Consider the following 26,101-nt stretch of genomic DNA (forward strand, 5'->3'; position numbering starts at 1 on the left):
GAGTACAACAGCGAAGAGGGGGAGTGCGACATGATTTATCGCTTACTAGCTCTTAACATAGATGGGACACTACTATACAACAACGGAAAAATTGCAAAAGGATTAAGAGAAACAATTGAATTTGTGAAAAGAAAAGACGTATACGTTACATTATTTACGAGCCGTAATTTTCAATCTGCTCATAAAGTAGCAAAGGCGTTAAAATTAGATTCTATATTAGTGACACACGGTGGTGCTTTCGTTTCAGCAACGTTAGATAAGCCGTATTTTCAAAGAAGATTATCGGAAGAGAAGACGTTTAACATTGTGCAAGTGTTAGAGCACTTTGATTGTAACGTTCGCATTTCTCATGAACGGTTTTCAATCGGAAATCGTGAGAGAAATACACCAAACTTAATTGCACGTACTGTATTATCAAGTGCAGATCCATTATTTTATCCAGTTCAATTTGTAGACTCGTTAGGTGATGCGCTTCGTGATCATCCAGTAGCAGCGCCAAAAATTGATGTTATTTTCCAAAGTAAAGGTGAAAAAGAACGAGGGTTAAATACATTAAGAAAAGCATTTCAAGATATAGAGTATGTTGAGTGCGATTCAAAACGAATAGAAATTTTGCCGCAAAATGTATCAAAATTACGTGGATTACAATTGCTTGGAGAGCATTTAAATATTTCGCTAAACGAAATGGTTGCAATTGGAGATAGTTTAGAAGATCTAGAAGTAATTGAAAATGTAGGACTCGGGGTAGCGATGGGGAACTCGCCTGTAGAGTTAAAGCAAGCAGCCGACTGGATTACACGTTCAAATAGTGAAAATGGTGTAGAGTATATGATTAAAGAACATTTCCGTAAGCAATTCCCGCTTCCGTTTTTGAAGAATCATAAAAATACACCGAAATGATGAAAGAAAAACGTAGCGAAAACGCTACGTTTTTTCATGTTTAAGCTTCAATAACCTTAAGCATTCGATTTAAAAATGCAGCTGCTTCAGCACGTGTTGCTGTGCCTTTTGGTACGAATTCATTACGTTCATTTCCTTTTACGATTCCGTATGCGTAAACATTTTGTAATGCCTTCTTATCGTATGCTAAATCTTGGTCAGTGAATGGTAATTTCATTTCTTTTCTATAAATTGAGTTATATGCTAATGCACGGTCAATCATAATAACAGCTTCATCACGCTTTATTGTAGCGGTTGGATCAAATTTATTATTCCCACGGCCACTAATGATACCTGCGCTAGCGGCACGATTAATGCCGTCTACTAAAGATGGATGTGCTTCGTTTAAGTCTGTAAATTTAGCGTTTCCAGCAGGTAAATTTAAAGCTCTCGACATTAAATTTGCAAATTCAGCTCGTGTTACGAGGCGGTTTGGCCAGTAAGAACCATTTCCGTCACCGAACATGATTTTTCTAGCTGCTAACTGACGAATGTCTTGCTCATACCACCCGCCTGTAATGTCGTCTTTTTCATGAGGGACTTCTGGCGGCGGCATAACATCTTTACGATTTTCATTATAGTAAGCGTTCGTGCCTTTTAAGAAAGCATCCCATTGTCCGCGCTGAATCATAAATGCAGGGCAGTTTTTTCCGCTCCAAAATTGATGCTTTTGAACGTGATCTAGAGATATGTTTAATTCGTTCATTAAATAAGCAGCTAACTTGCGCGCATTTTCAACCGCTTTCGCATAATTTCCATCACTATTCACAGCAATTTCAATTCCGATAGATTCATAGTTTCCTGTCTTATTTCCAGCATGCCAACCAACTTCATTTAATGGAAGGTGTTGATAAATTTCTTTGTCGTCTACTGTAAAATGCCAAGATGCTGAACGATCCGTATTTCCACGTGCTTGGCTATCTAAGTACTTCGCGTGATTTAAAGCGTTAGCACCTTTACTTGTATTAGCAGTTTCATGAATTGTAATGTATTTCGGTTCCATTGCGTAGCCAGGGCGAATGTTTTCATTCCCTTTTGGAACGATCATTTCTTTAAATGTAACACCATAAACGTTATTTGTAGGCAAATTAGATGGTGTTTTGAAGAAAGTTGCGCTTCTCTTTTCGATAGAACCTGTTTTTTCAAATAATGATGCTTTCGTACCTTCAAATGTCGCTGAAGGAGCATAAATCCATTTTTCAGTTCCGTTCGTTTGAATTTTAAACCAATTCCCAGCTTGTTCAGTAGGAGTTACTGTTTGTGGCTGTAACGTCTTTTCTTCTTTAAATGATTGGAAAGGGAACGAATATACTGATGTTTCTTCTGTTACAATTAGTTTTTGATTCGAAAGTTTATGAATCTCTTGTACTTCTAGACTATTACTTTCCTTATTAACCCAGCCAGAACCAAATGTAGTTTGTATATAATATGCATTCCCTTTTTTCTTCGTTGCCTTTACTACCGGTTCAGCAATTTCAATATTTGTTTTGGTTTTTAAGTCGTTTGAATCGTATAGTGGAAGTTTTGTTGATAAGTGGAGAAGATATTCACCCGAGATTTCAAGGTCGTTTTCTTCGTCATGTCTATGCTGTTTTGCATGTTCTTCAATGCTTTTTAAAGCTTGTTCATCCATAGACAATTCCGCAGTTTTCTCTATACTTTCTGCGAATGAATGGGTAGGTGCTATAAATGTTTGTAATGCCAAAGATAGTGCTAAAATGTTGTAAAGCTTTTTTTTCATAGTTGTTTTAACACGTAATAGTCTTTATTGCGTGTTAAGAGTCCTCCTTTATATGTATTTAAATTAGTAGCAAGTACTAATACGTTCTAGATTGTAACAAGAGTATATTACAATGTCTATACAACTAAGAAAAGTTCGTTAAAAATCAATATTAAGTTTGTTTTAAATAGGATATTAAAATAAGGTAAAACCTTCTGTATTGACCTGCAAACGCCCTTCAAGTAAACTAAAGAGAGTTTGCAAATGAAAAGGTGATAATGTTGTTAATTTCAATTAAAACGTTACAAGATGATCGTTTTTTACGTCCGCTGCAAAATATTGGCGGCTTATTTTTTGAAGATAGTACGATTGGATTTGAACAAGAGGAAGCAAATTTAATCGTTGATATACACATTGAAGAGAATGTAAAAGCATCTGCTCGTTTAACAGATGTTGCTACTGGAAATGTGTATGAAGAAACATTCGCGAAAGATTTATCTGCTTTCACAGATGAAAAAGAGCGTATGAAGCAAGTGAAACACGTTGTTTCTTATGTATATCTTTCTGTTCTTCAGCAGTTAACTGGTATTGAACAAAGCTGGGGCATTTTAACAGGAGTTCGTCCGACAAAACTTCTTCATAAAATGCTTCAAAATGGTATGTCAAAAGAAGAAGCACATCAAGAGCTTCGTGAAAGCTATTTAATTCATGAAGAAAAAATTGAACTTCTTCAGCGTATTGTGGATTGCCAATTAGCGGTAGTTCCGGATTTATACCGTTTGAAAGAGGAAGTAAGTATTTATATCGGTATTCCATTCTGCCCAACAAAATGTGCATATTGTACATTCCCGGCTTATGCAATTAACGGACGCCAAGGCTCTGTTGATTCATTCTTAGGTGGTTTACATTATGAAGTTCGTGAAATTGGTAAGTTTTTAAAAGAAAAAGGTGTAACAGTTACGACGATTTATTACGGCGGCGGTACACCGACAAGTATTACAGCAGAAGAGATGGATATGCTGTATGAAGAAATGTATGAAGCGTTCCCAGATGTGAAAAATGTGCGTGAAGTAACAGTTGAGGCAGGTCGCCCAGATACAATTACGCCAGCGAAGCTAGAAGTGTTAAATAAATGGAATATTGACCGTATTAGTATTAATCCGCAGTCATACCATCAAGAAACATTAAAAGCAATCGGACGTCACCATACTGTAGAAGAAACAATTGAGAAGTATCATTTAGCTCGTGAAATGGGAATGAACAATATTAATATGGACTTAATTATTGGTCTTCCTGGTGAAGGGTTAGATATCTTCAAGCATACGTTAGATGAAACAGAAAAGTTAATGCCAGAATCGTTAACAGTTCATACGTTATCATTCAAACGTGCTTCTGAAATGACGCAAAACAAACGTAAATATAAAGTAGCAGGTCGTGAAGAAATTACAGCGATGATGCACGAAGCAGAAGAATGGACGCAAAAGCATAATTACGTACCATATTACCTATACCGTCAAAAGAATATTTTAGGTAACTTAGAGAACGTTGGTTATGCAATGCCGACGCAAGAAAGTATTTACAACATTGTCATTATGGAAGAAGTTCAATCAATTATCGGACTTGGCTGTGGTGCATCAAGTAAATTTGTTCATCCGAAGACAGGTGCAATTACGCATTTCGCAAATCCGAAAGATCCAAAATCATATAACGATGGCTTCGTAAAATATACAGAAGATAAACTGAAAATTTTAGAAGAGCTATTTGTATAAGAAGAAAGAGGTTGTTCCAATTTGGAACAACCTCTTTTTTTATCCTGCTATTTGTGGGAGTCGGGCTGCCCGTAAATGCTCGATCGGTGTGGGCCGATTACAGTTCCACTCTGCTTTGTCAGTTTTTGTCGGTAAGTCGATATATTCGAAAAATCGCTGATATAAATTGAGTTACGGTTGATATATTCAAAAAATCGCCGATATAATTTCACTTACTGACAAGCGGAACCGTTTGTAAAACTATGTCGATAATAATCAGAAAAATTAGTCAAATCATTAGAGGACAATGTCTACTTATGGACGAAATGATAGATTTATGAAAGAGAAAAGGGGGAAATTGTTGGCATGTACATGACGATAGGGAGAATTTTTGATTTATCTGTTGGTAAGTATCCGAATAAAGAGGCGTTAGTGGAACCAGAAAAAAATATTCGCTGGACTTATAAACAGTGGGATGAGCAAATAAATAAAACGGCGCACGCTCTATTAGAAGAAGGAGTAAGAAAGGGAGATACTGTATCTGTTTACTTATATAACTGCCGTGAATTTGTAAACGTTTACTTAGCCTGTGCGAAAATTGGAGCGATCTTTAACCCAATTAATTTCCGCTTAAAAGCAAAAGAAGTATCTTATATTCTTCAGGACGCATCCTCGAAAGTCGTTGTTTTTGAAAAAGCAGTTGAATCAACTGTCGCTATCATTGAACGAGATTTCCCAAATTCGTCTTTTTGGTATGTAGAAGACGATACACCTTCTTATGCAAGTTCCTACCATGAAAAAGTGAATGCAGCATCTTCTGACAAAGTAGATATCGAAATTGATGAAATGGATTATTGTTCTATGCTATATACGAGCGGTACGACAGGTCATCCGAAAGGCGTGTTACATCGCCATCGTGAAATGGCTGAGCATAGTATGATTTGTACGTATTTCTTAAAATATAATAGAGATAGTGCTGGGCTTGTAGTGGCGCCTTTATATCATTGCGGCGAGTTAAATGCTGGAATCATTCCGCGCATTCAAGTTGGTGGAAAGAATGTTATTTTACATCACTTTGATACGGATAGAGTATTACATACGATTCAAGAAGAGAAGATTACGACATTTTTTGCAGCACCGACGATGTGGAATATGTTACTGCAAAAAGATTTAACGCAGTACGATTTAACATCGATGAAGATTGGTATATATGGAGGAGCAGCGATGGCTCCAGCGCTAGTGAAAGAATGTAAAGAACGTCTTTATATTGATCTTGTACAAATATACGGAATGACAGAAATGGGACCAGTAGTTGCGTTTCTCGTAGAAGAAGATCAAATTACGAAAGCAGGTTCAGCGGGAACACCATGCTTTAGTCATGAAATCCGCATTGTAAAACCGAACGAAGATGTACCAGCAGAGCCAGATGATGTATTGCCTCCTTATGAAGTTGGGGAGATTATTTTGCGCGGCCCAACTATGATGGCTGGTTATCATAACCGAGAAGAAGCAAATGCAAAATCGATGTATAAAGGATGGTATCATTCGGGTGATTTAGGTTATTTCGATAAAGATGGATATTTATTCGTCGCAGATCGTGTAGATGATATGGTAATTAGCGGCGGCGTTAATATTTATCCACGTGAAATTGAAGATTTCCTTCATAGTCATCCTGGTATATTAGATGTTGCGGTGCTTGGTGAGCCAGATGAATTATGGGGAGAACGTGTAGTGGCTGTCATTGTAAAGAAAGATGAAGCGATTACAGAAAAAGATTTGGAAATATATTGTAAAGAAAGTGATGAATTAGCAGATTATAAACGCCCACGTCATTATTTATTTGTGGATGAACTTCCTCGTAATGCGAGTGGGAAATTGCAGAAGTTTGTGCTTAGGGAGTCTTTGAAAGGCGCGAAAAAATAGAAAGTTTCGGATGCCTCATATCTACGTAATTTTCGCCTGTTTGTCTGTAAGCAATATCTTTGTTCTTTTGTAGAGGTGGAGAATTAAGTGAAGATCAATCAATCTTCACTTAATTCTCGTTTTTTTGTAATGAAGAGTAATTCGTACATTTGAAACAATGTGAAAGAACTAAAGTGATGTAATGTACAAAAAAAGACACCCTAAGGTGCCTCTTTCCGACTTGAACCATTTTCATTTCATACGAATCTATCCGTATTACCCCTTTGTTATAAGTGTAAACACATACTATAAAACAGAATCGTCTATATACACTAATTGTTAGTTCAAAAAATACAAGAGATTTGAACTTAGTATTGGAGTAACGCCACATCCCCTAAAATGATTGATATGTTACGCCTTTTAAAAGAATCTGCTTTATAGAACGTGTCCACAAGTTATATTTTACTACATGTAATATTCATTTAGTTTATTTTTTGTGAATATGTATAATTACATAAACTTCATAAGGAAATGAGAGTATACTTTATTATTTTGTAATAAAGGAAAAGCCCGCCTACAAAAAATAGGGGGCTTTTCTTATTTTTTATAAATGTTTATTCCAATTATATTATCAGATGAATCTAAACGAACATACACGTCATCTGACAAAAGGTGGGCATTATATATTCTTTGTTTATATGTTGATATCTCGAAGCGTTTTCCATTTGATTCACATTCCAGAATAATCATATCTCCATGTTCTTTCCAATTTACTAATCTAGCAGTTGTATTCATTTTTAATCCTCCTCTAAATCATTTTATGAAAATTAATAGAGATAGTGTGAGGAAGGAGTTTATATAGTCAAAAAGAAAGGTGAAGATATTGAAGAGATAGTAACTTTAAAAAACAAACCATTTAATTATATTAATATAACAGAAGGGAGGGATAGCCATGCAATTAGTTTGTTTTAAAATAGTAAGTGGTCAATACTTCTTATTTGTAGAAGGTATTCAAATTCCTGTACCAATTCCAGCAGCAGCTCTATTAATTGGTTTAGGAATAATTCCACTTTGTTCTTAATGTAAGAACTTTCAGTAGTTCTACTTTTTAATTGAAAAACCCTCAAGCATTCATATACTTGAGGGTTTTTTATTGTTATAAAAATCGTTGAATGAAATGGGGTTCGCAACATTGTTTGATGGTCATGTTGGGATGCCCACTTTCTACTTTTATTTACGTGAAAATCCTTCTTCATCAAGGTATTCCGCAGCTTCTGGATAAGAGTTGAATGTACCATCTAAGTTTACACCAGCGTACACGTTCCACATATCGTCCTCTGAGATAAGAGTAAGGATATGGCCGTCTTCGTTATGCCATTCCTCTTCTTTCGCAGGTTCTGCAGGAACAACTACTTCTTCTTGTGAAAGTAATTCAATTGATTGCTCAATTACTGAGCGTAATTCATCTGCTGAAAATTCGCGGATGTTAACCATACCTTTATCATCTGTTTTGTAACCTTTAATACCACTTGCATATACAAATCCGTTTCCATTTGGATGTAAGTGATAAACAACGTTCTTTTTATCTAAACGACTTTCTTCAAAGTGAAAGTTCACGCGTTTTAATGATACGTTCTTTCTTTCTAATTCTGGGAAAGATTCAATAATCGATAATTTTTCTTCAAAAGTTAGCATAGTGCCTCCAAATATATAATAAAAGATTTAATTTATCTATTATAGCACAGTTACAATGGTTTCCAAAGATGCGGTGTGAGCTTGCAATTGAATACGTTTACGTCACGAGACTGTAAAAAGTGGACTAACGAATGTATTCTTTTAGGTGTACAATGGAACGTGGACTTAATGTGAAGGTGGTTATTATATGTTTCAAAGAATAGCAAAGGAATGTTTAGCTGGTTTTACTGTTGCAATTGTTGCGTTGCCACTTGCCATTGCATTTGGTATTGCTGCAACAGGAACGTCTGAGGGAGCACTAGTCGGATTGTATGGTGCGATTTTTGCAGGTTTATTTGCGGCGTTATTTGGCGGGACACCTGGGCAAGTAACGGGGCCAACTGGGCCGATTACTGTTATCGCAACAGGGGTTATTGCGACGCACGGATTAGAGGCGAGTTTTATAGCCTTTATGATGGCGGGACTGTTTCAAATTTTATTTGGTGTATGTAAGCTTGGTTCTTACGTTCGATACATTCCGTATCCTGTCGTTTCAGGATTTATGAACGGAATCGCATTAATTATTATTTTAGGTGAAATGAAGCATGTGCAAAATAGTTTTCTACTCGTAATATTAACGATTATTGTAATGATTGTTTCTGGAAAATGGATTAAGGCTATTCCATCTAGTTTAGTTGCATTAGTTGGTGTGACAGCTATGCTTCCTTTATTTTCTTCGGCGTTAGAAGGGCTTGCAGTGAAGTTGCCGGTTATCGGAAACTTGTCATTAAATAAGGTGATTGAGAAGATTGGAACGATTCCAGAAGCGATGCCGACGCTTCATATTCCATCTTTAAGCGGAACAGGTGTAGCAGAACTTATTTTACCAGCGCTTAGTATTGCTTTATTAGGATCGATTGACTCGTTGTTAACATCGGTCGTAATGGATAATGTGACGGGTACACGTCATAAAAGTAATAAAGAACTGGTCGGACAAGGTATTGGTAATATGGTGAGCGGGTTGTTTGGCGGATTAGCAGGTGCAGGGGCGACTGTACGGTCTATCGTGAATATAAGAAGTGGTGGTAAAACGGCGCTTTCAGCATGTATGCATAGTGTTATATTATTTATTTTCATTATGGGACTTGGATCGGTCGTACAATACATTCCGCTCGCTGTATTATCAGGTATTTTAATTTTAACTGGTATTGGTATGTTTGATTGGGAAAGTATGAAGAAAATGCATGTAGCACCAAAAGGTGATGTCATTGTTATGCTCGTAACGATGGTTGTCACAGTGAAGTTTGATTTAATGATCGCTGTTGCATTCGGTATTATTCTTTCATTCATCATATACATCGTGAAATGTAAAGAACGTAAAACTTCTATTGTAAAAGAGAAGGACGCAACATATAAAATTAAAGGTCCACTTTCTTTCCTAACAGTGGATCGTGTTTTTTATGCTTTACAAGACGTAAAGTCTCCGGTTGTTTTACGTATGAAAGATGTGCGCTATATGGATGTATCAGGCGCAATGGCTTTGCTGAACTTTGTGGAGCAGTCGGATAAAGTAGGTGCGAGTGTGACACTAGAACAAGTGCCTGCTCATATTGAAAACACGTTAGTAACGATGGCGAGTAATGAGCAGAAAGATAAATTACAGTTTGTAAAAGCTGAAGCTATATAAGTAAATGCCCTCGTATGAGGGTGTTTTTTATTCGGTTTAATATCTCTATATAGAGATATTTTGCGTTTATTGACATTTATTAATCTTAGCAGTATAGTAACATCTTAGATTAGCAATGTGCTATTATAAGAAGGTATATGAATTTTGAGATTCCTTTATATTCAGAAGGAAGAGCTTTAAGCTGGAGGGAATATTTGATGTACAAACAGTTACCACACGGAGTGAAAATCGGGATTACGCGATCAATTGTTGTTTCTTTTGAGAAGTATATGAAAGAAATTGAATGGAATGAAGAAAAATTTGATATGCAGCAATTTGTTGAACAGTGGAAACAATATTTATACACAAAATCAACTTGGATTAATAAAGTAGATGATGAGTTGAAAGAACATCCAGATTTCCATCAAGCGTTAGCAGTGAAAGTGAATGAAAAAATTAACGAGCTTATTAATGAAGAGCCGAGCGAAGAGCAAGTAGAGCAATTAAAGAAAAATAAAGTGAAGCATGTAGATGAAATGTGCAAATTAGAAGCTGAATATCATATTGAACGTTTATTAGTAACGAAATAAATTTTACATAAAGAATAAGCCTGTTCAAGGAGGTGTGATGACCATCTTTTTGAACAGGTTTTTTTGTATGGGAAAGAATAAGAGAGGCTGCTTTTAGAGCAGCCTCTCTTATTAGTCTTGTGGTACAAATGCTTTCCAAGAAGATAGATCCATATCTTCTTTTAATATAGATGAAGCAGGGAAAACAAATGACCACGGTTTTGTAGTGTTCGCTTTAATTTCAAGATTCGGTAACGTGAAAGCACCTTTCACGACAACTGCACCTGATGCATCTTCAATATGAAGTGGAAGTTGCTCTAGTTGAATCGTGTCTTTGCAACCGTTACGAATAAGAAGTGTTGTATGTAAATCACCGTTTTCTTTTCTTGCAGCTTGCAGACCTAGGAAGTTAATTTCACCATCATTTGGAGGTGTTAAATTGTCTACGAAATTACGTAAAGCTTCTTTGCTTGCTTCAGGTAACTGAGCTTCCCAAGATGGATCTAAATCTAATGCATGCTTACTTTCAAGTTCAAATGCTAATTCCCAATCTGTTTGCGATAATGCAGCATCCGTAATTGTTTCTTGCTCAAATGTAAAGATGAATGGCATATTTACATTTGCAGGAATATCGCCAAGTGCAGAAAGGTTAAATGTTTTTCGTGCGCATAGTTTCTGCTCTTTATTTAGAAGAATTAATGTAACCTCTTCGAAAGAAATTGGTTTCGGAACAGTGCTGCGAATAAATACAGCTACGTCATAACCATTATCACGTTTTTCAATTTCAATTCCAGATAAAGAAATTTGATATTCTTGTAAACGTGGAAGTTCTTTATGTAAAAATTGATAAATGTATTTTTGTTCTTGTGCTACTGTACCCCAGCTTGGGTGGAAGTAAAGCGTTGGTTTTACAGTTTTATTTTCAGTATTTGTTTCTTCTTGTCCGAATAATTGATTACTAGAGACAGTCGTATCTTTTCCGCTTTTCTTAGCTCTTTTTAGGAATGATAACATAATCTTTCACCTCGTTATTGTACGTTTTCAGGAGCACCTAAATGTCTTGCAACATAGCGGCACATTTCTTTTTCGAAATTACCATATGTGTATAAAAAGATATCTAAACCTTCTTTTTGATACAGACGAGTAGGGTCTTCTTGTTGATATTGTCTTAGCCCGATGCCTTCTTTTAAGTGGGTCATTGCATCTAAATGATTTACCCAGTTCTGATCTAGGAAATGAAGGGCAACATATCGTAGCGACTGCTGTAAATCAGTATTGCTATTTAGTTCATTTACGCGCTCTTTATAAAGAGATAATGTATCTTTCAAAACGGATTGTAAATCTTCAGGTGAATGTACATTATTCGCTGATAGTGATGGTATGTTTTCTACTGGTAAAATTTCGTTTATACTTGCTGTTAAACGAGAAAAATCCCATTCTTCCGGAAGCATACCCTCTAAAAGGTATTGCTTAGAAATAGCTTCTATAGCATGATCAATCATTGGAATAATGATTTCAATCATATTTGTATTTTCTTGCAATAAGTTATTACGTAATTTATAAATAACGTTACGTTGGTCATTTATTACATCATCTAACTTTAAGTTGTACTCACGCATTGAGAAATGGCTACCTTCACAAATTAATTGTGTACGGTTCACGAAATCATGGACTTTAGAAGTGAGAATCAGTCCTGTTTCATCTGTTTTCAGTGATTTATTTAATTTCTCGACTTCTTCTTGTGCGAAACGTTTTAGCATTTCATCTTCTAAAGAAAGGAAAAACTGAGAGCTACCTGGATCTCCTTGACGACCGGCACGACCTTTTAACTGATTGTCAACACGTCTTGATTCATGGCGTTCTGTTCCAATTACATGTAAGCCACCAATTTCATGGACACCCTCACCTAGTAAAATATCAGTACCTCGTCCGGCCATATTCGTCGCAATTGTAATTTGTCCTTTTTGTCCAGCTGTTGCGATTAAATCCGCCTCTTGTTCTGCGCTTTTTGCATTTAATAATTGATATGTAATATGCGCTTCATCTAAGTAACGAGCAACAGTTTCTGATTGCAGAATAGACATTGTCCCAATTAAAATCGGGCGTCCTTGTTTATTGTGTTTTAGAACATCTTCACGTACAGCTTTATATTTAGCATCGGCTGTTACGTACACGACGTCATTTTTGTCTTCACGAATGATAGGGCGGTTTGTCGGAATCGGCATAACTTCCATGTTATATACACGGTTAAATTCTTTTTCTTCCGTTTTTGCTGTACCTGTCATACCAGATAATGCTGGATACATACGGAAGAAATTTTGAATTGTAATGGACGCTTGTGTTTGGTTTTCTTCAGTGATTTCTAAACCTTCTTTTGCTTCAAGAGCTTGGTGTAAACCATCGCTTAAAGAGCGACCATCCATAACGCGGCCTGTGAAAATATCTACGAGTAGAATTTTTTCATCATGTACAATATAGTCAACATCACATTGGAAAGCGACATGAGCTCGTAATGCTTGAATCATATAATGATATAAAGTTTGATGCTCTAAATCATATAGGTTATCGATATCAAATAAATCTTCTATTTTTGTAATACCGTCTTCTGTAAAACTAGCAGATTTCGTTTCTGCATCGTACGTGTAATGAAGGGTATCCTGGAATGATTTAATAACTTTTGCACATAAATAGTGTAAATCAGAGCTGCTTGATTTCTTACCGGCGATAATAAGAGGCGTTTTCGCTTCATCAATTAAAACGCTATCAATCTCATCGATAATAGCAAAATGATAGGGACGTTGCACCTGCTCATTTTTTGAAGCGGCCATATTATCACGTAAATAGTCAAAGCCAAATTCTGTTCCAATACCATATGTAATATCAGCTTCGTAAGCAAGTTTCTTTTCGGCAGGATCGATTTGAGGAATATTCAATCCAACCTTTAAACCTAGAAATTCATGAACTTGGCCAATTAATTCTTTATCTCGTTTTGCTAAATAGTCGTTTACAGTAATAACGTGAACGCCTTTTCCTTCAAGAGCACGTACGTATGTTGGAAGAGAAGAAACTAATGTTTTTCCTTCGCCCGTTGGCATCTCGGCAATATTACCTTCTAATAGTACAAGGCCACCAATTAACTGTACATCGTAGTGACGTAATCCAAGTACACGCTTTGCAGCTTCACGTACAACAGCGAATGCTTCTACTTTTATATCATCCACTGTTTTTCCATCATGTAGCATGTTTTTAAATGTGATCGTTTTATGACGTAATTCTTCATCAGATAAATCAGATAGTTTTTCTTCTAAATTATTAATTTCTTGAACAAGTTGTTCATATTTTTTTAGTTTTCTCTTTTGAGAATCTCCTAACAGCTTTTTTACCGAATTCAGCATGTTGTAAACACTCCTCTTACTGACAATAGCTACATTATAGCACATGTTTATCCGGAATAAGTAGAAGTAGTAAATTGAAGAAAAAACTGGATAGAAATAAGGTGTTATTGCAAATAGTATATTTGAAAGCCATTAAAGAAAGAGAGTATTCAATGTATAATAAATTTGGTATGATAGCTAAATGAGATAAAGTGAAATTTTTCTAAAAAGAGAAGAATATAGTTATCTCGTTTTATGATGTAATATGTATGAAAATTATATATTGAAAGAAAAGAGCTAGAAGATGAATAATAAGTTTGTGAAAGGCGCTGCGATTTTAACGATTACAACGTTTTTATCGAAAGTGTTGGGAAGTTTTTTTCAAATCCCATTACAAAATATAGCAGGAGATGAAGTGCTGGGGATCTTTCGCCTTGTTTTTCCTGTATATATGATTGCTTTAACTTTATCAGTAGCGGGAGTACCGCTAGCTATATCACAGTTAATTGCTGAACTTCATGAGAAGAATGATAAAGAAGGGATTGCTAAACTATTTACGTCAGCATCTATTATTGGAGTAATATTTGGAGTGCTTGGATTTTCAGTTATTATGATTGGATCCAGCATGTTTGCAAATATGCTTGGCGGACAAGATACGAGACTTCCATTAATTATTACTTCGTTTGCTTTATTAATCGCACCATATATGGCGGTATATCGAGGGTATTTCCAAGGTTTTGGAGATATGATTCCTACCGGAGTGTCACAAGTAATTGAGCAATTCATTCGTGTTTTCTTTATGTTAGCAATTGCATTCTTATTTGTATCTTGGAATAAAGATAGTGATGTTGTAACAGGTGGCGCAATGATTGGTTCTTGCCTTGGGGTAATTACATCACTTATCTATTTAAGATTGAAGTATGTAAAAAGTATATATCGTTATAAAAGCACTACATATTCATTACAAGATTTTAAAAATAATGCAAAAAAGATACTTCAGGTTTCGATTCCAATTGCAATTGGAGCATTATCGATGCCGATGTTAAACTTAGTTGATTCTGTAACGATTCCACATATGTTGCATGAATCTACTACAACGATTCAAGAACAATTTGGTATATATAGTCGTGGCTTTGCGTTTACACAATTAATTGTCGTGTTTGCAAGTGCGATGGTATTTCCGTTAATCCCGTTGTTAACTGCTGCATTAACAAAGAAAGATATAGCGTTAGCAAAACAAACAATTGAACGAACAAATGAGCTTGCTCATGTTTTAACAACGCCGATAACAATCTGGCTTATGGCGCTTACAGTTCCGTTAAATGTTGGATTGTTTACAGATGCTAAAGGGAGCGGCATGTTAGCTATTCTAATTGGTAGTTCGTATTTCACATCACTTATGGTATTATCAATAGGAATTTTGCAAGGAATTAATCGTTCTAAGCAAGCAGCGTGGATTGTTGTTGGAGCGAGTTTTGTAAAAGTCATATTAAATATAGTACTCGTAAGTAAATTTGGCATAACTGGTGCGGCTTATAGTACACTTATCATATATATCATGATTTGTATCGTAAATTATATATACATTCGAAAAGAATTGGCTTATTCGATTCGAATCGGGAGATTTTTTGCTGTAATTGGCGTATCTAGTATAGTAGGGATAGGATTATATTTCACATCTACTGTAATAAATGTGGTAGATTCTAGACTTATTGCAATGATATATAGTGGTTTAGCATTTTGTGTCGCCTTGTTCATATATGGCATATGCGCATTAAAGTTGAACTGGATATCCAAAAAGCAAATTCCATTTTTACGTAAGTGAATTTTCCCATAAATGAGTATGGTTATTTATATGTTTGTGAAAGAAATCAATTTGAAGTTATCCAACTTTTCTTATTAAAGAGTTGATAGCAATTTGTTGCATGACAAAAAGTTGATTGCGAAATGTTGGAGGAGATTAAGAGTGCGGTTAGTTTTATCAGGATATTATGGTTTTTATAATGTTGGGGACGAAGCAATTTTGCAATCAATTATTAAAGCGCTACATGAAGAGGATCCTACTCTGGAGCTTGTTGTACTTTCGAATGACCCTGACTATACGAGAAAAATGTACGGTGTAGAGGCAGTAAATCGTTGGGATATAAGAGCAATTTATAAGGAAATAAAGAGAAGCGATGGTTTAATTAGCGGAGGGGGAAGTCTCCTTCAAGATAAAACGAGTATTAAAAGCATTTTGTACTATACAGGTATTATGCGGATTGCTCGCTTTTTGAAGAAGCCGTATTATATTTATGCGCAAGGAATTGGTCCAATTACGAAAAGACAAAATCGTTTATTAGTGAAATGGCAAGTATCAAAAGCAGCCTACATATCAGTTCGTGATGAAGATTCATTTTTATATTTAAAAGACATGGGTATTAAGAAAGATATCGAACTAGTTCCAGATCCAGTATTGGCATGTCAACCAGAAGGAATGAAGTCGGAGTGGCTGCAAAAACATTCGATTCAAGGGAAAGTAATTGCAGTTAGTGTGAGATATTGGGATGCGAAAGAAGATTATATGAAGAAGCTAGCAGATACGCTGAAAAAATTTAAGCGTGATGGATACCATATTTTATTCGTACCAATGCATGGACCATTTGATCAAAATGCATCACGCGATATTATTAACTTAATGGGAGAAGAAGCTCATATGCTTCCATATAAGCTAGATATTCATGAAAAAATTTCAATTTTGTCGGAATGTTCGCTTCTAATAGGGATGAGACTGCATGCGCTCATACTGTCTGCGGTTGCTAATATTCCTATGGTCGGTATTTCATATGATCCAAAGATTGATTCGTTTTTACAACAAGTAAATCAGCCGATTATCGGAAACGTAGATGGTGACTGGTCCGCTGAAACTTTGTATAATGTGGCCGCGAAACAATTAGAACAAAAAGAATATGTACAAGTAACATTGGAACAAAGAGTAGAAGAATTACGAGAACAAATTTCAACAGCGTCTCGATACATCATAAGTGACTTGAATTCAAAAGAGTCCAAAAAAAGAGGAATGTAACCTTAATTTAAGAGGACATCCTCTTTTTTATTTTTTGAAAAAAAGAAAATGTCGAAAGAAAATAAAGATTTGTAGAAAAATGTCGAATTTAATAATGGGTTTTAAATGCATGCTCATAAAAAAGAAGTTTGAGAGATAAGATGTATGTTTAAAAATCCTAACATTAATATATAGTGAATGTTGGTGTTAGGTGTTTTATTTGGTAAATTATAAGAAAAGAGGTTTAGTAGTTTCAAAAAAATGGGATGGTAAGAAAAATGTCGAATTATATAAAAATTAGTTGTCGATTAATGTCGTAATATCTCTATAGTTAGATGTTGTAATTGGAAACCTTTTTCTGTTATAGTTGTAAATGGTTATAAGAAGATTGTTAAAAATGTAATTCTGGCGCGTTTTTCTATTCATTTAAAATATTCTGATTTTGTAATCTAGACCTTTTAAAATGAAAGTCGAAAAAACGATCGTTTAGAATTGTGAAAATTCACTTTTTTGTCGAATTTAAGGTTTTAAATTGGATGAAAAGGGTGTATGATTTCTTTATGATTCTTTAATACGGGATATTACGTTATTACGTATAAAGAATACTTTAACCACATTTATATCTACTAGTTTCAAAGATAAATAGAATATCTATTTAAAACATTATGGAACTAGTATTACATTCCTAAGGAGGAAATATATAAAATGGCAAAGACTAACTCTTACAAAAAAGTAATCGCTGGTACAATGACAGCAGCAATGGTAGCAGGTGTTGTTTCTCCAGTAGCAGCAGCAGGTAAAACATTCCCAGACGTTCCAGCTGATCACTGGGGAATTGATTCTATCAACTACTTAGTAGAAAAAGGCGCAGTTACAGGTAACGACAAAGGAATGTTCGAGCCTGGAAAAGAATTAACTCGTGCAGAAGCAGCTACAATGATGGCTCAAATCTTAAACTTACCAATCGATAAAGATGCTAAACCATCTTTCGCTGACTCTCAAAACCAATGGTACACTCCATTCATCGCAGCTGTAGAAAAAGCTGGCGTTATTAAAGGTACAGGCAACGGCTTTGAGCCAAACGGAAAAATCGACCGCGTTTCAATGGCATCTCTTCTTGTAGAAGCTTACAAATTAGATACTAAAGTAAACGGTACTCCAGCAACTAAATTCAAAGATTTAGAAACATTAAACTGGGGTAAAGAAAAAGCTAACATCCTAGTTGAATTAGGAATCTCTGTTGGTACTGGCGACAAGTGGGAGCCTAAGAAAACTGTAACTAAAGCAGAAGCAGCTCAATTTATTGCTATGACTGACAAGCAGTTCGGTACAGAAGCAGTAAAAGTTGAATCTGCTAAAGCAGTTACAACTCAAAAAGTAGAAGTTAAATTCAGCAAAGCTGTTGAAAAATTAACTAAAGAAGATATCAAAGTAACTAACAAAGCTAACAACGATAAAGTATTAGTTAAAGAAGTAAAATTATCAGAAGACAAAAAATCTGCTACAGTTGAATTATATAGTAACTTAGCAGCTAAACAAACTTACACTGTAGATGTAAACAAAGTTGGTAAAACAGAAGTAGCTGTAGGTTCTTTAGAAGCAAAAACAATTGAAATGGCTGACCAAACAGTTGTAGCTGATGTGGCAACTGCATTACAATTCACAGTTAAAGATGAAAACGGTACTGAAGTTGTTTCGCCAGAGGGTATTGAGTTTGTAACTCCAGCTGCAGAAAAAATTAATGCAAAAGGTGAAATCACTTTAGCAAAAGGTACTTCAACTACTGTAAAAGCTGTTTACAAAAAAGACGGTAAAGTAGTAGCTGAAAGTAAAGAAGTAAAAGTTTCTGCTGAAGGTGCTGCAGTAGCTTCAATCTCTAACTGGACAGTTGCAGAACAAAATAAAGCTGACTTTACTTCTAAAGATTTCAAACAAAACAATAAAGTTTACGAAGGCGACAATGCTTACGTTCAAGTAGAATTGAAAGATCAATTTAATGTAGTAACAACTGGAAAAGTTGAATATGAGTCATTAAACACAGAAGTTGCTGTAGTAGATAAAGCTACTGGTAAAGTAACTGTATTATCTGCAGGAAAAGCACCAGTAAAAGTAACTGTAAAAGATTCAAAAGGTAAAGAACTTGTTTCAAAAACAGTTGAAATTGAAGCTTTTGCTCAAAAAGCAATGAAAGAAATTAAATTAGAAAAAACTAACGTAGCGCTTTCTACAAAAGATGTAACAGATTTAAAAGTAAAAGCTCCAGTACTAGATCAATACGGTAAAGAGTTTACAGCTCCTATAACAGTGAAAGTACTTGATAAAGATGGTAAAGAATTAAAAGATCAAAAATTAGAAGCTAAATATGTGAACAAAGAATTAGTTCTGAATGCAGCAGGTCAAGAAGCTGGTAATTATACAGTTGTATTAACTGCAAAATCTGGTGAAAAAGAAGCGAAAGCTACATTAGCTCTAGAATTAAAAGCTCCAGGTGTATTCTCTAAATTTGAAGTTCGTGGTTTAGAAAAAGAATTAGATAAATATGTTACTGAGGAAAATCAAAAGAATGCAATGACTGTTTCAGTTCTTCCTGTAGATGCAAATGGATTAGTATTAAAAGGTGCAGAAGCAGCTGAACTAAAAGTAACAACAACAAACAAAGAAGGTAAAGAAGTAGCCGCAACTGATGCACAAGTTACTGTACAAAATAACAGTGTAATTACTGTTGGTCAAGGTGCAAAAGCTGGTGAAACTTATAAAGTAACAGTTGTACTAGATGGTAAGTTAATCACAACTCATTCATTCAAAGTTGTTGATACAGCACCAACTGCTAAAGGATTAGCAGTAGAATTTACAAGCACATCTCTTAAAGAAGTAGCTCCAAATGCTGATATAAAAGCTGCACTTTTAAATATCTTATCTGTTGATGGTGTACCTGCAACTACAGCAAAAGCAACAGTTTCTAATGTAGAATTCGTTTCTGCTGATACAAATGTTGTAGCTGAAAATGGTACAGTTGGTGCAAAAGGTGCAACATCTATCTATGTGAAAAACATGACAGTTGTAAAAGATGGAAAAGAGCAAAAAGTAGAATTTGATAAAGCTGTACAAGTTGCAGTTTCTATTAAAGAAGCAAAACCTGCAACAAAATAATTTAAAATCATTTGATACATGAAATGATCAATAAAAGCCTATGAGAAAATAGACAAAAGTCTATGAGTATCATAGGCTTTTTATTTTGCTCTTATTTCATATACATTTGAGGTTGAAAGGAGTAGTTTTATTGAGAAACAAATCAAAAGCGCTTTCAAAAATAGAAGAATACCTCATTAATATGTAAATTATTTGTAAATTCACACCTTTTCTTGTTAAAAAATCATTCGAAAAGAAGAAGAAATTGTCGAAATAAAATAATTTAAGTCGAATGTAGTCTGAAAATTGTATTTATTGTAAAAAATATTTAAGTGATAAAGTGGAAATATGTGCTATAATTCCAATTGTGTATTCGATATGAAAAATATACGAAGCGCAGTGAGAGTGGTTTATAGGAAAACGGTTTGTTCATTTCTATATTCGAGTATTATTAATATGATAATAATACGATTAAAAGACTGAATTATCAGAATGTGTCGAATTTTCTTTTGATAAAGTTCTTGATAACGAATAGTTTTGTATAGTATGATGAACTTGTTTCATAAAATGGTATTTAACCCTTATATTTACATCTAACGGTTTATATTATTTTTTATGTGAACTACTTTTCATTATAGTATTTTTGTTTGTGTTTTTATTGTTTTATGGCTTTTCTAACTAGCTAGTTTTCAAATTTAATATGATATGAAACTAGTAGCATATTCCTGAAGGAGGAAATTTATAAAATGGCAAAGACTAACTCTTACAAAAAAGTAATCGCAGGTACGATGACAGCGGCAATGGTAGCAGGGATTGTATCTCCAGTAGCAGCAGCAGGTAAATCATTCCCAGACGTTCCAGCTGGTCATTGGGCAGAAGGTTCTATTAACTACTTAGTAGAAAAAGGTGCAATTACAGGTAAGCCAGACGGTACATATGGTCCAACCGAGTCAATCGATCGTGCTTCTGCAGCTGTTATTTTCACCAAAATTTTAAATTTACCAGTTGATGAAAATGCTCAACCTTCTTTCAAAGATGCTAAAAATCTTTGGTCTTCAAAATATATTGCAGCAGTTGAAAAAGCTGGTGTCGTTAAAGGTGATGGAAAAGAAAACTTCTATCCAGATGGAAAGATTGACCGTGCTTCATTTGCTTCTATGTTAGTAAGTGCTTATAACTTAAAAGATAAAGTTAACGGCGAGTTAGTTACGACATTTGAAGATTTATTAGATCATTGGGGTGAAGAAAAAGCAAACATCCTAATTAACCTTGGAATTTCTGTAGGTACTGGTGGTAAATGGGAGCCGAATAAATCTGTATCTCGTGCAGAAGCAGCTCAATTTATCGCATTAACAGATAAAAAATATGGCAAAAAAGATAATGCACAAGCATATGTAACTGATGTGAAAGTTTCTGAACCAACGAAATTAACATTAACAGGAACTGGCTTAGATAAGCTTGCTGCTGAAGATGTAACTCTTGAAGGAGACAAAGCTGTTGCGATTGAAGCAAGTGCTGACGGTAATTCTGCAGTTGTAACACTTGGTGGTAAAGTAGCTCCAAATAAAAATCTTACTGTAAAAGTGAAAAATCAATCATTCGTAACGAAATTTGTATACGAAGTTAAAAAATTAGCAGTAGAAAAACTTACATTTGATGATGATCGTGCTGGTCAAACAGTTGCTTTCAAATTAAACGATGAAAAAGGTAACGCTGATGTTGAGTACTTAAACTTAGCAGATCATGACGTCAAATTTGTAGCAAATAACTTAGATGGTTCAGAAGCAAAAATCTTTGAAGGTGGAGAAGCTACTTCTACTACAGGTAAATTAGCTGTTGGCATTAAGCCAGGTGACTACAAAGTAGAAGTACAAGTTACAAAACGCGGTGGTTTAACAGTTTCTAACACTGGTATTATTACGGTGAAAAACCTTGATACACCAGCTTCTGCAATTAAAAATGTTGTATTTGCGGTAGATGCTGATAATGATGGTGCTGTAAACTATGGTAGCAAGCTTGCTGGTAAAGACTTTGCTTTAAATAGCCAAAACTTAGTTGTTGGTGAAAAAGCATCTCTTAATAAATTAGTTGCTACAATTGCTGGAGAAGATAAAGTAGTTGATCCAGGATCAATTAGCATCAAATCTTCAAACCACGGTATTATCTCTGTAGTAAACAACTACATTACTGCTGAGGCTGCTGGTGAAGCTACACTTACTATTAAAGTAGGTGACGTAACGAAAGATGTTAAATTTAAAGTAACGACTGATTCTCGTAAATTAGTATCAGTAAAAGCTAACCCAGACAAATTACAAGTTGTTCAAAATAAAGCGTTACCTGTTACATTCGTAACAACTGACCAATATGGCGATCCATTTGGTGCTAACTCAGCTGCAATTAAAGAAGTTCTTCCAAAGACAGGTGTAGTTGCTGAAGGTGGATTAGATGTAGTAACAACTGATTCTGGTTCAATTGGTACAAAAACTGTTGGTATTACAGGTAACGAAGTAGGCGAAGGTACAGTTCACTTCCAAAATGGTAATGGCGCTACTTTAGGCTCATTATATGTGAACGTAACAGAAGGTAACGTTGCATTTAAAAACTTTGAACTTGTATCTAAAGTAGGTCAATACGGTGAATCACCTGATACGAAACTTGACCTAAATGTTTCTGATACAGTTGCATATCAATTATCTAAGTACACTTCAGATCGCGTATACTCTGATCCTGAAAACTTAGAAGGTTATAAAGTTGAGTCTAAAAACCCAGCAGTAGCTGAAGCTAAAATTGTTGGAAATAAAGTTGTTGTTAAAGCTTTACAACCAGGTAAAGTTGATATCCACTTAACGAAAAATGGTGCAACTGCTGGTAAAGCAACACTTGAAATCGTTCAAGAGAAAATCGAAATTAAGTCTGTGAACTTCAAGCCAGTTCAAACAGAAAACTTTGTTGAGAAGAAAATCAACATCGGTACTGTGTTAGAGCTTGAGAAGAGTAACCTTGATGATATCGTAAAAGGTATTAACTTAACGAAAGAAACACAACATAAAGTACGTGTTGTAAAATCAGGTGACAACCAAGGTAAACTTTACCTAGATAGAAATGGCGATGCTGTATTAAACGCTGGTGATGTAACACTTGGCGATGTAACAGTATCTCAAACAAGTGATTCTGCACTTCCAAACTTCAAGGCAGACCTTTATGATACTTTAACTACTAAGTACACTGACAAAGGTACATTAGTATTCAAAGTATTAAAAGATAAAGATGTTATTACAAGCGAAATCGGTTCACAAGCTGTACACGTGAACGTGCTTAACAACCCAAATCTATAAGTCGATTATAGATAAAGTGAAAAATCAGTGGGGATTGAATCCCCACTGATTTTTTTATAGAAAAAAGCCTCTTGTACATGTACAAGAGGCTTCTTTCTATTTCTTAAATTTAAACATATCCCCACTCAAATTCGAATCACTATACACGAACAATACCATATTAATGTTGTTATCTTTAATGTATTGATATACATCTTTTTCGTGATAGTGACGTAGGTCGAGGATGGATGTATGTTTAAAGCTTTGTGCTAAGTGTGGCACGATTGCGTTTGCGAATGAGTCTTTTAGGACTAAGGCGCGTACTTCATTTTGTGCATTGTTATTCTCAAAGACGATTTCTGGATAGTCGTCCGTATAATAACCTGCGTAGGAAGTTATATCTTTTTGTTTTTCTACGCCGTATATGTCATCTAATTTTTGATGAACAGTACCTTTCACATCTTTTGCGGTTACGCTTGTGAAGTTGAAACCGTCATTCGGTGTGTAGTAGCACAATTTTTCACCTGTTGCATCGATGAGTTGGTATAGTTGGTTGTTGAAGCTTCCGACTAAATGCTTATTTTGCGCACATGTACGAGTGTAGTCTTCTTTTTTTATTTCTTTTCCTTTATATATAGAAGATTGTTGCCCGATTGTGTTCATTATATATTGGTAGCCTACGAAGGCACCGTCCATATTCCAATGATGGTCTGTTTTGAAATACATGTCCTGTATTTCTTCGTTCGTATAGTTCTGTTTGAATTGCTCCATCAGTTTTATTGGCTTTACGTCAGCTGGAAGTTTTTTTAGAAAATAATTTAAATTGTCCTGTGCATATGTGTGAATATGAGAAGGTAATTTAAATGATAATGCATTCGTTTTTGACGGTGGTAAAGCAAAATAAAACTCAACGTTTTGTTCTTGTAAAAACTGAGATAAATCGTTTATAGCGGGCATTGATTGGTCAATTTCATTATATTTTTTCGTCCACGCTGGGTTTTTAAGGAGCCATTTATCATCAGTCAAAATAATGTCGTTAATGAGAGATTTCCCCATATTAATTTGAGCAATCGTATAGTTTTTAATTAGCTCATCTCGTCCGATTAGTTGATCATTTGTGTATGTTTCAAAATCTTTAAAGAAGCTACCAGTTAGGAGAGCTTCTTTCGTAAGTGCTGGTTTTTGAGCGAGCGGCCGATTTTCAACTGGTGAAATGTCTCGGTCTGTTTTGAGTAACGATAATATGCCAAATGAAAAGATAATGGTGAGAAAACCGATAAACAGGATGAGGTTTCCCAATTTTTTCATAATAACTTTTCCTTCCTACATAAAGTGAAACTTGAATTAGTGGAGGGTGTTCATCCCCCCGCTAATTATGAGCCTTAACTCATTGGGCTTTTAAGGGCTGCCCGGCAAATAGCTGGATAAGTTAAAACCTGAAATAAATAAATGGATTATATGTTGAGTTAATCAAGTACATAACCGAAATCATAAATAATGTTAGTAATAATATAGGACGTACAAATTGCATCGTGAACATGTACGTTTTTGGTGCAAGTTCTAGTATGTTTTTCACTCGTTTTAAAATTGGTGTCGCTGCGATAAAGGCAATGAGAAATACGATAATGTATTCATGTACGTATAACATTGTATTGTCGTCAATGAGAGATTGCCCATCTATGCCGAACATTGCTTTTAAATATTGGAACGAGTAAGCGAAGTTGTCAGCTCGGAAGAACACCCAGCCGATCATAACGATTATTAATACGTATGCATGTTGCAGCGGTTTCCATAGTTTGTTTAATATTTTTTCAAATCCAGCTTTTTCAATTGAAATAATAAAGCCGTAATATAAGCCCCAGGCGATAAAGGTCCAGCTCGCCCCGTGCCATAAACCAGTTAATCCCCATACGATGAAGAGGTTGCGATAATTCGCTAGTTTTGAAACACGGTTTCCGCCGAGCGGGATATATATGTAATCGCGGAACCAAGAGCCAAGTGTAATATGCCATCTTCTCCAAAACTCTGAAATAGATTTAGAGATGTATGGGTAGTTGAAGTTTTTCGGGAAATCAAATCCGAACATTTTTCCAAGTCCGATTGCCATATCAGAGTATCCTGAGAAATCGAAATAAATTTGCAGGGTATAGGCGATAATACCGATCCATGCCGTTCCAACACTTATTTCAGATGGTGGTAAGGCAAATATTTTATCGGCGACAAATCCGACTTGGTTGGCGATTAATATCTTTTTTGCTAGTCCTAGAACGAAAATTTGAATACCTTCTGTGAATCGTTCAAAAGAATGGATGCGCGTTTTAATTTGCTCAGCGACGATATTGTAACGAACAATTGGTCCGGCAATAAGCTGAGGGAAAATAGATATATATAGCGCTAAGTTAAGTGGATTTTTTTGAACATCCCCATCTTTACGGTATATATCGATGACATAGGACATCGCTTGGAATGTATAAAATGAAATTCCAATTGGTAGTGGAATAGGTTCCACATGAATAGATAAGTGCAAGACGTTGTTTAAAATGTCTGTGAAAAATGAAATATACTTAAAATAAGAAAGTAATAGTATATTTCCGACCACAGCCATAATTAAAAATGTGACTTTCATATTTTTTCGTTTATCATAATGATGCACGAGTAGGCCAAAGCAGTAGTTTAATACAATGGAAAAGAGCATTAAAAGAACGAAACGTGGTTCGCCCCATGCATAGAAAATTAAACTAAATGCAAGTAATACGAAATTACGTAGCTCGGCACGCACTATAAAATAGAGAAATAATACGAGAGGTAAAAAGATAAATAAGAAAATCGAACTACTAAATACCAAAGGACTCTCCTCACTTTTTCGAAATACATTTCGTGCAAAAAAAAACCGACATATCTATTATATATTCTTTTATATAATGATGCTTTTAATATTTTAGCATGTTAATAATTCGATTAAAATAATTATTATATATAATAGAAGAAAAGCGGTATGGAATCCTTTTGACACTCGCTATCTG

Annotated in this window: 17 protein-coding genes; 10 read left to right on the top strand and 7 right to left on the bottom strand. The window is 35.1% G+C overall.

Annotation, left to right across the window (positions count from 1 at the left end; genetic code table 11):
• The first annotated feature begins 30 nt into the window (after positions 1-30).
• On the top strand, positions 31-900 hold the full coding sequence (locus ACUXEY_RS17570; protein ID WP_461301235.1) for a Cof-type HAD-IIB family hydrolase: 870 nt from the start codon (positions 31-33) through the stop codon (positions 898-900).
• Between the two features lie 40 nt (positions 901-940).
• Here the strand turns inward: ACUXEY_RS17570 and ACUXEY_RS17575 are convergent, their stop codons facing one another.
• Entirely contained in the window at positions 941-2,680 is a 1,740-nt protein-coding gene (locus ACUXEY_RS17575; RefSeq protein WP_461301236.1) for an S-layer homology domain-containing protein, read from the bottom strand.
• Between the two features lie 257 nt (positions 2,681-2,937).
• Between ACUXEY_RS17575 and ACUXEY_RS17580 the strand changes: the two genes are divergently transcribed.
• Both ACUXEY_RS17580 and ACUXEY_RS17585 read left to right on the top strand, forming a co-directional pair.
• Positions 2,938-4,428 (top strand): coproporphyrinogen III oxidase, encoded by a 1,491-nt coding sequence (locus ACUXEY_RS17580; RefSeq protein ID WP_306187301.1) that lies wholly within the window; start codon positions 2,938-2,940, stop codon positions 4,426-4,428.
• Positions 4,429-4,773: 345 nt separating this feature from the next.
• Positions 4,774-6,330: a fatty acid--CoA ligase gene (locus tag ACUXEY_RS17585; protein ID WP_461301237.1), complete on the top strand. Its 1,557-nt coding sequence runs from the start codon at positions 4,774-4,776 to the stop codon at positions 6,328-6,330.
• A gap of 576 nt (positions 6,331-6,906) precedes the next feature.
• Here the strand turns inward: ACUXEY_RS17585 and ACUXEY_RS17590 are convergent.
• A complete protein-coding gene (locus ACUXEY_RS17590; protein WP_001098287.1) occupies positions 6,907-7,104 on the bottom strand; it encodes a hypothetical protein in 198 nt (65 codons plus the stop codon).
• 157 nt (positions 7,105-7,261) lie between these two features.
• On the opposite strand from ACUXEY_RS17590, the gene ACUXEY_RS17595 reads away from it, so the two are divergent.
• Positions 7,262-7,390, top strand: coding sequence for a hypothetical protein (locus ACUXEY_RS17595; protein WP_276570886.1), 129 nt, complete (start codon positions 7,262-7,264; stop codon positions 7,388-7,390).
• Positions 7,391-7,539: 149 nt separating this feature from the next.
• Here ACUXEY_RS17595 and ACUXEY_RS17600 read toward each other — a convergent pair whose 3' ends face one another.
• A complete protein-coding gene (locus ACUXEY_RS17600) occupies positions 7,540-8,004 on the bottom strand; it encodes a hypothetical protein (protein WP_098759192.1) in 465 nt (154 codons plus the stop codon).
• A 187-nt stretch (positions 8,005-8,191) separates the two neighbouring features.
• Here ACUXEY_RS17600 and ACUXEY_RS17605 point away from each other — a divergent pair, with 187 nt between their 5' ends.
• Both ACUXEY_RS17605 and ACUXEY_RS17610 read left to right on the top strand, forming a co-directional pair.
• Positions 8,192-9,670, top strand: a complete 1,479-nt coding sequence (locus ACUXEY_RS17605; protein ID WP_461301238.1) for a SulP family inorganic anion transporter — start codon at positions 8,192-8,194, stop codon at positions 9,668-9,670.
• A gap of 197 nt (positions 9,671-9,867) precedes the next feature.
• On the top strand, positions 9,868-10,239 hold the full coding sequence (locus tag ACUXEY_RS17610; RefSeq protein ID WP_429600914.1) for a hypothetical protein: 372 nt from the start codon (positions 9,868-9,870) through the stop codon (positions 10,237-10,239).
• A 111-nt stretch (positions 10,240-10,350) separates the two neighbouring features.
• Here ACUXEY_RS17610 and ACUXEY_RS17615 read toward each other — a convergent pair whose 3' ends face one another.
• Both ACUXEY_RS17615 and secA2 read right to left on the bottom strand, forming a co-directional pair.
• Positions 10,351-11,232 carry an accessory Sec system S-layer assembly protein gene (locus ACUXEY_RS17615; RefSeq protein WP_429605487.1) on the bottom strand — a complete coding sequence of 294 codons (882 nt, stop codon included), beginning with the start codon at positions 11,230-11,232 and terminating at the stop codon, positions 10,351-10,353.
• Positions 11,233-11,246: 14 nt separating this feature from the next.
• A complete protein-coding gene (gene secA2 / locus ACUXEY_RS17620) occupies positions 11,247-13,613 on the bottom strand; it encodes an accessory Sec system translocase SecA2 (protein ID WP_461301239.1) in 2,367 nt (788 codons plus the stop codon).
• Positions 13,614-13,896: 283 nt separating this feature from the next.
• On the opposite strand from secA2, the gene ACUXEY_RS17625 reads away from it, so the two are divergent.
• From ACUXEY_RS17625 to ea1, 4 genes are all read left to right on the top strand, one after another.
• Positions 13,897-15,417, top strand: a complete 1,521-nt coding sequence (locus tag ACUXEY_RS17625) for a putative polysaccharide biosynthesis protein (protein ID WP_461301240.1) — start codon at positions 13,897-13,899, stop codon at positions 15,415-15,417.
• Positions 15,418-15,558: 141 nt separating this feature from the next.
• Positions 15,559-16,656 (top strand): polysaccharide pyruvyl transferase CsaB, encoded by a 1,098-nt coding sequence (gene csaB / locus ACUXEY_RS17630; protein WP_429600910.1) that lies wholly within the window; start codon positions 15,559-15,561, stop codon positions 16,654-16,656.
• Between the two features lie 684 nt (positions 16,657-17,340).
• On the top strand, positions 17,341-19,785 hold the full coding sequence (gene sap, locus ACUXEY_RS17635; RefSeq protein WP_461301241.1) for an S-layer protein Sap: 2,445 nt from the start codon (positions 17,341-17,343) through the stop codon (positions 19,783-19,785).
• A gap of 725 nt (positions 19,786-20,510) precedes the next feature.
• The gene (gene ea1 / locus ACUXEY_RS17640) at positions 20,511-23,099 is read left to right on the top strand and encodes an S-layer protein EA1 (protein WP_461301242.1); all 2,589 of its coding nucleotides are present in this window, start codon (positions 20,511-20,513) and stop codon (positions 23,097-23,099) included.
• A 96-nt stretch (positions 23,100-23,195) separates the two neighbouring features.
• Here the strand turns inward: ea1 and patB1 are convergent, their stop codons facing one another.
• Together patB1 and ACUXEY_RS17650 are read right to left on the bottom strand one after the other, a co-directional pair.
• A complete protein-coding gene (patB1, locus tag ACUXEY_RS17645; RefSeq protein WP_461301243.1) occupies positions 23,196-24,386 on the bottom strand; it encodes a secondary cell wall polysaccharide O-acetyltransferase PatB1 in 1,191 nt (396 codons plus the stop codon).
• Between the two features lie 121 nt (positions 24,387-24,507).
• On the bottom strand, positions 24,508-25,923 hold the full coding sequence (locus ACUXEY_RS17650; RefSeq protein ID WP_429600906.1) for an MBOAT family O-acyltransferase: 1,416 nt from the start codon (positions 25,921-25,923) through the stop codon (positions 24,508-24,510).
• Positions 25,924-26,101 lie beyond the last annotated feature (178 nt).

This window comes from Bacillus sp. F9_6S_D1_P_5, assembly GCF_054823925.1.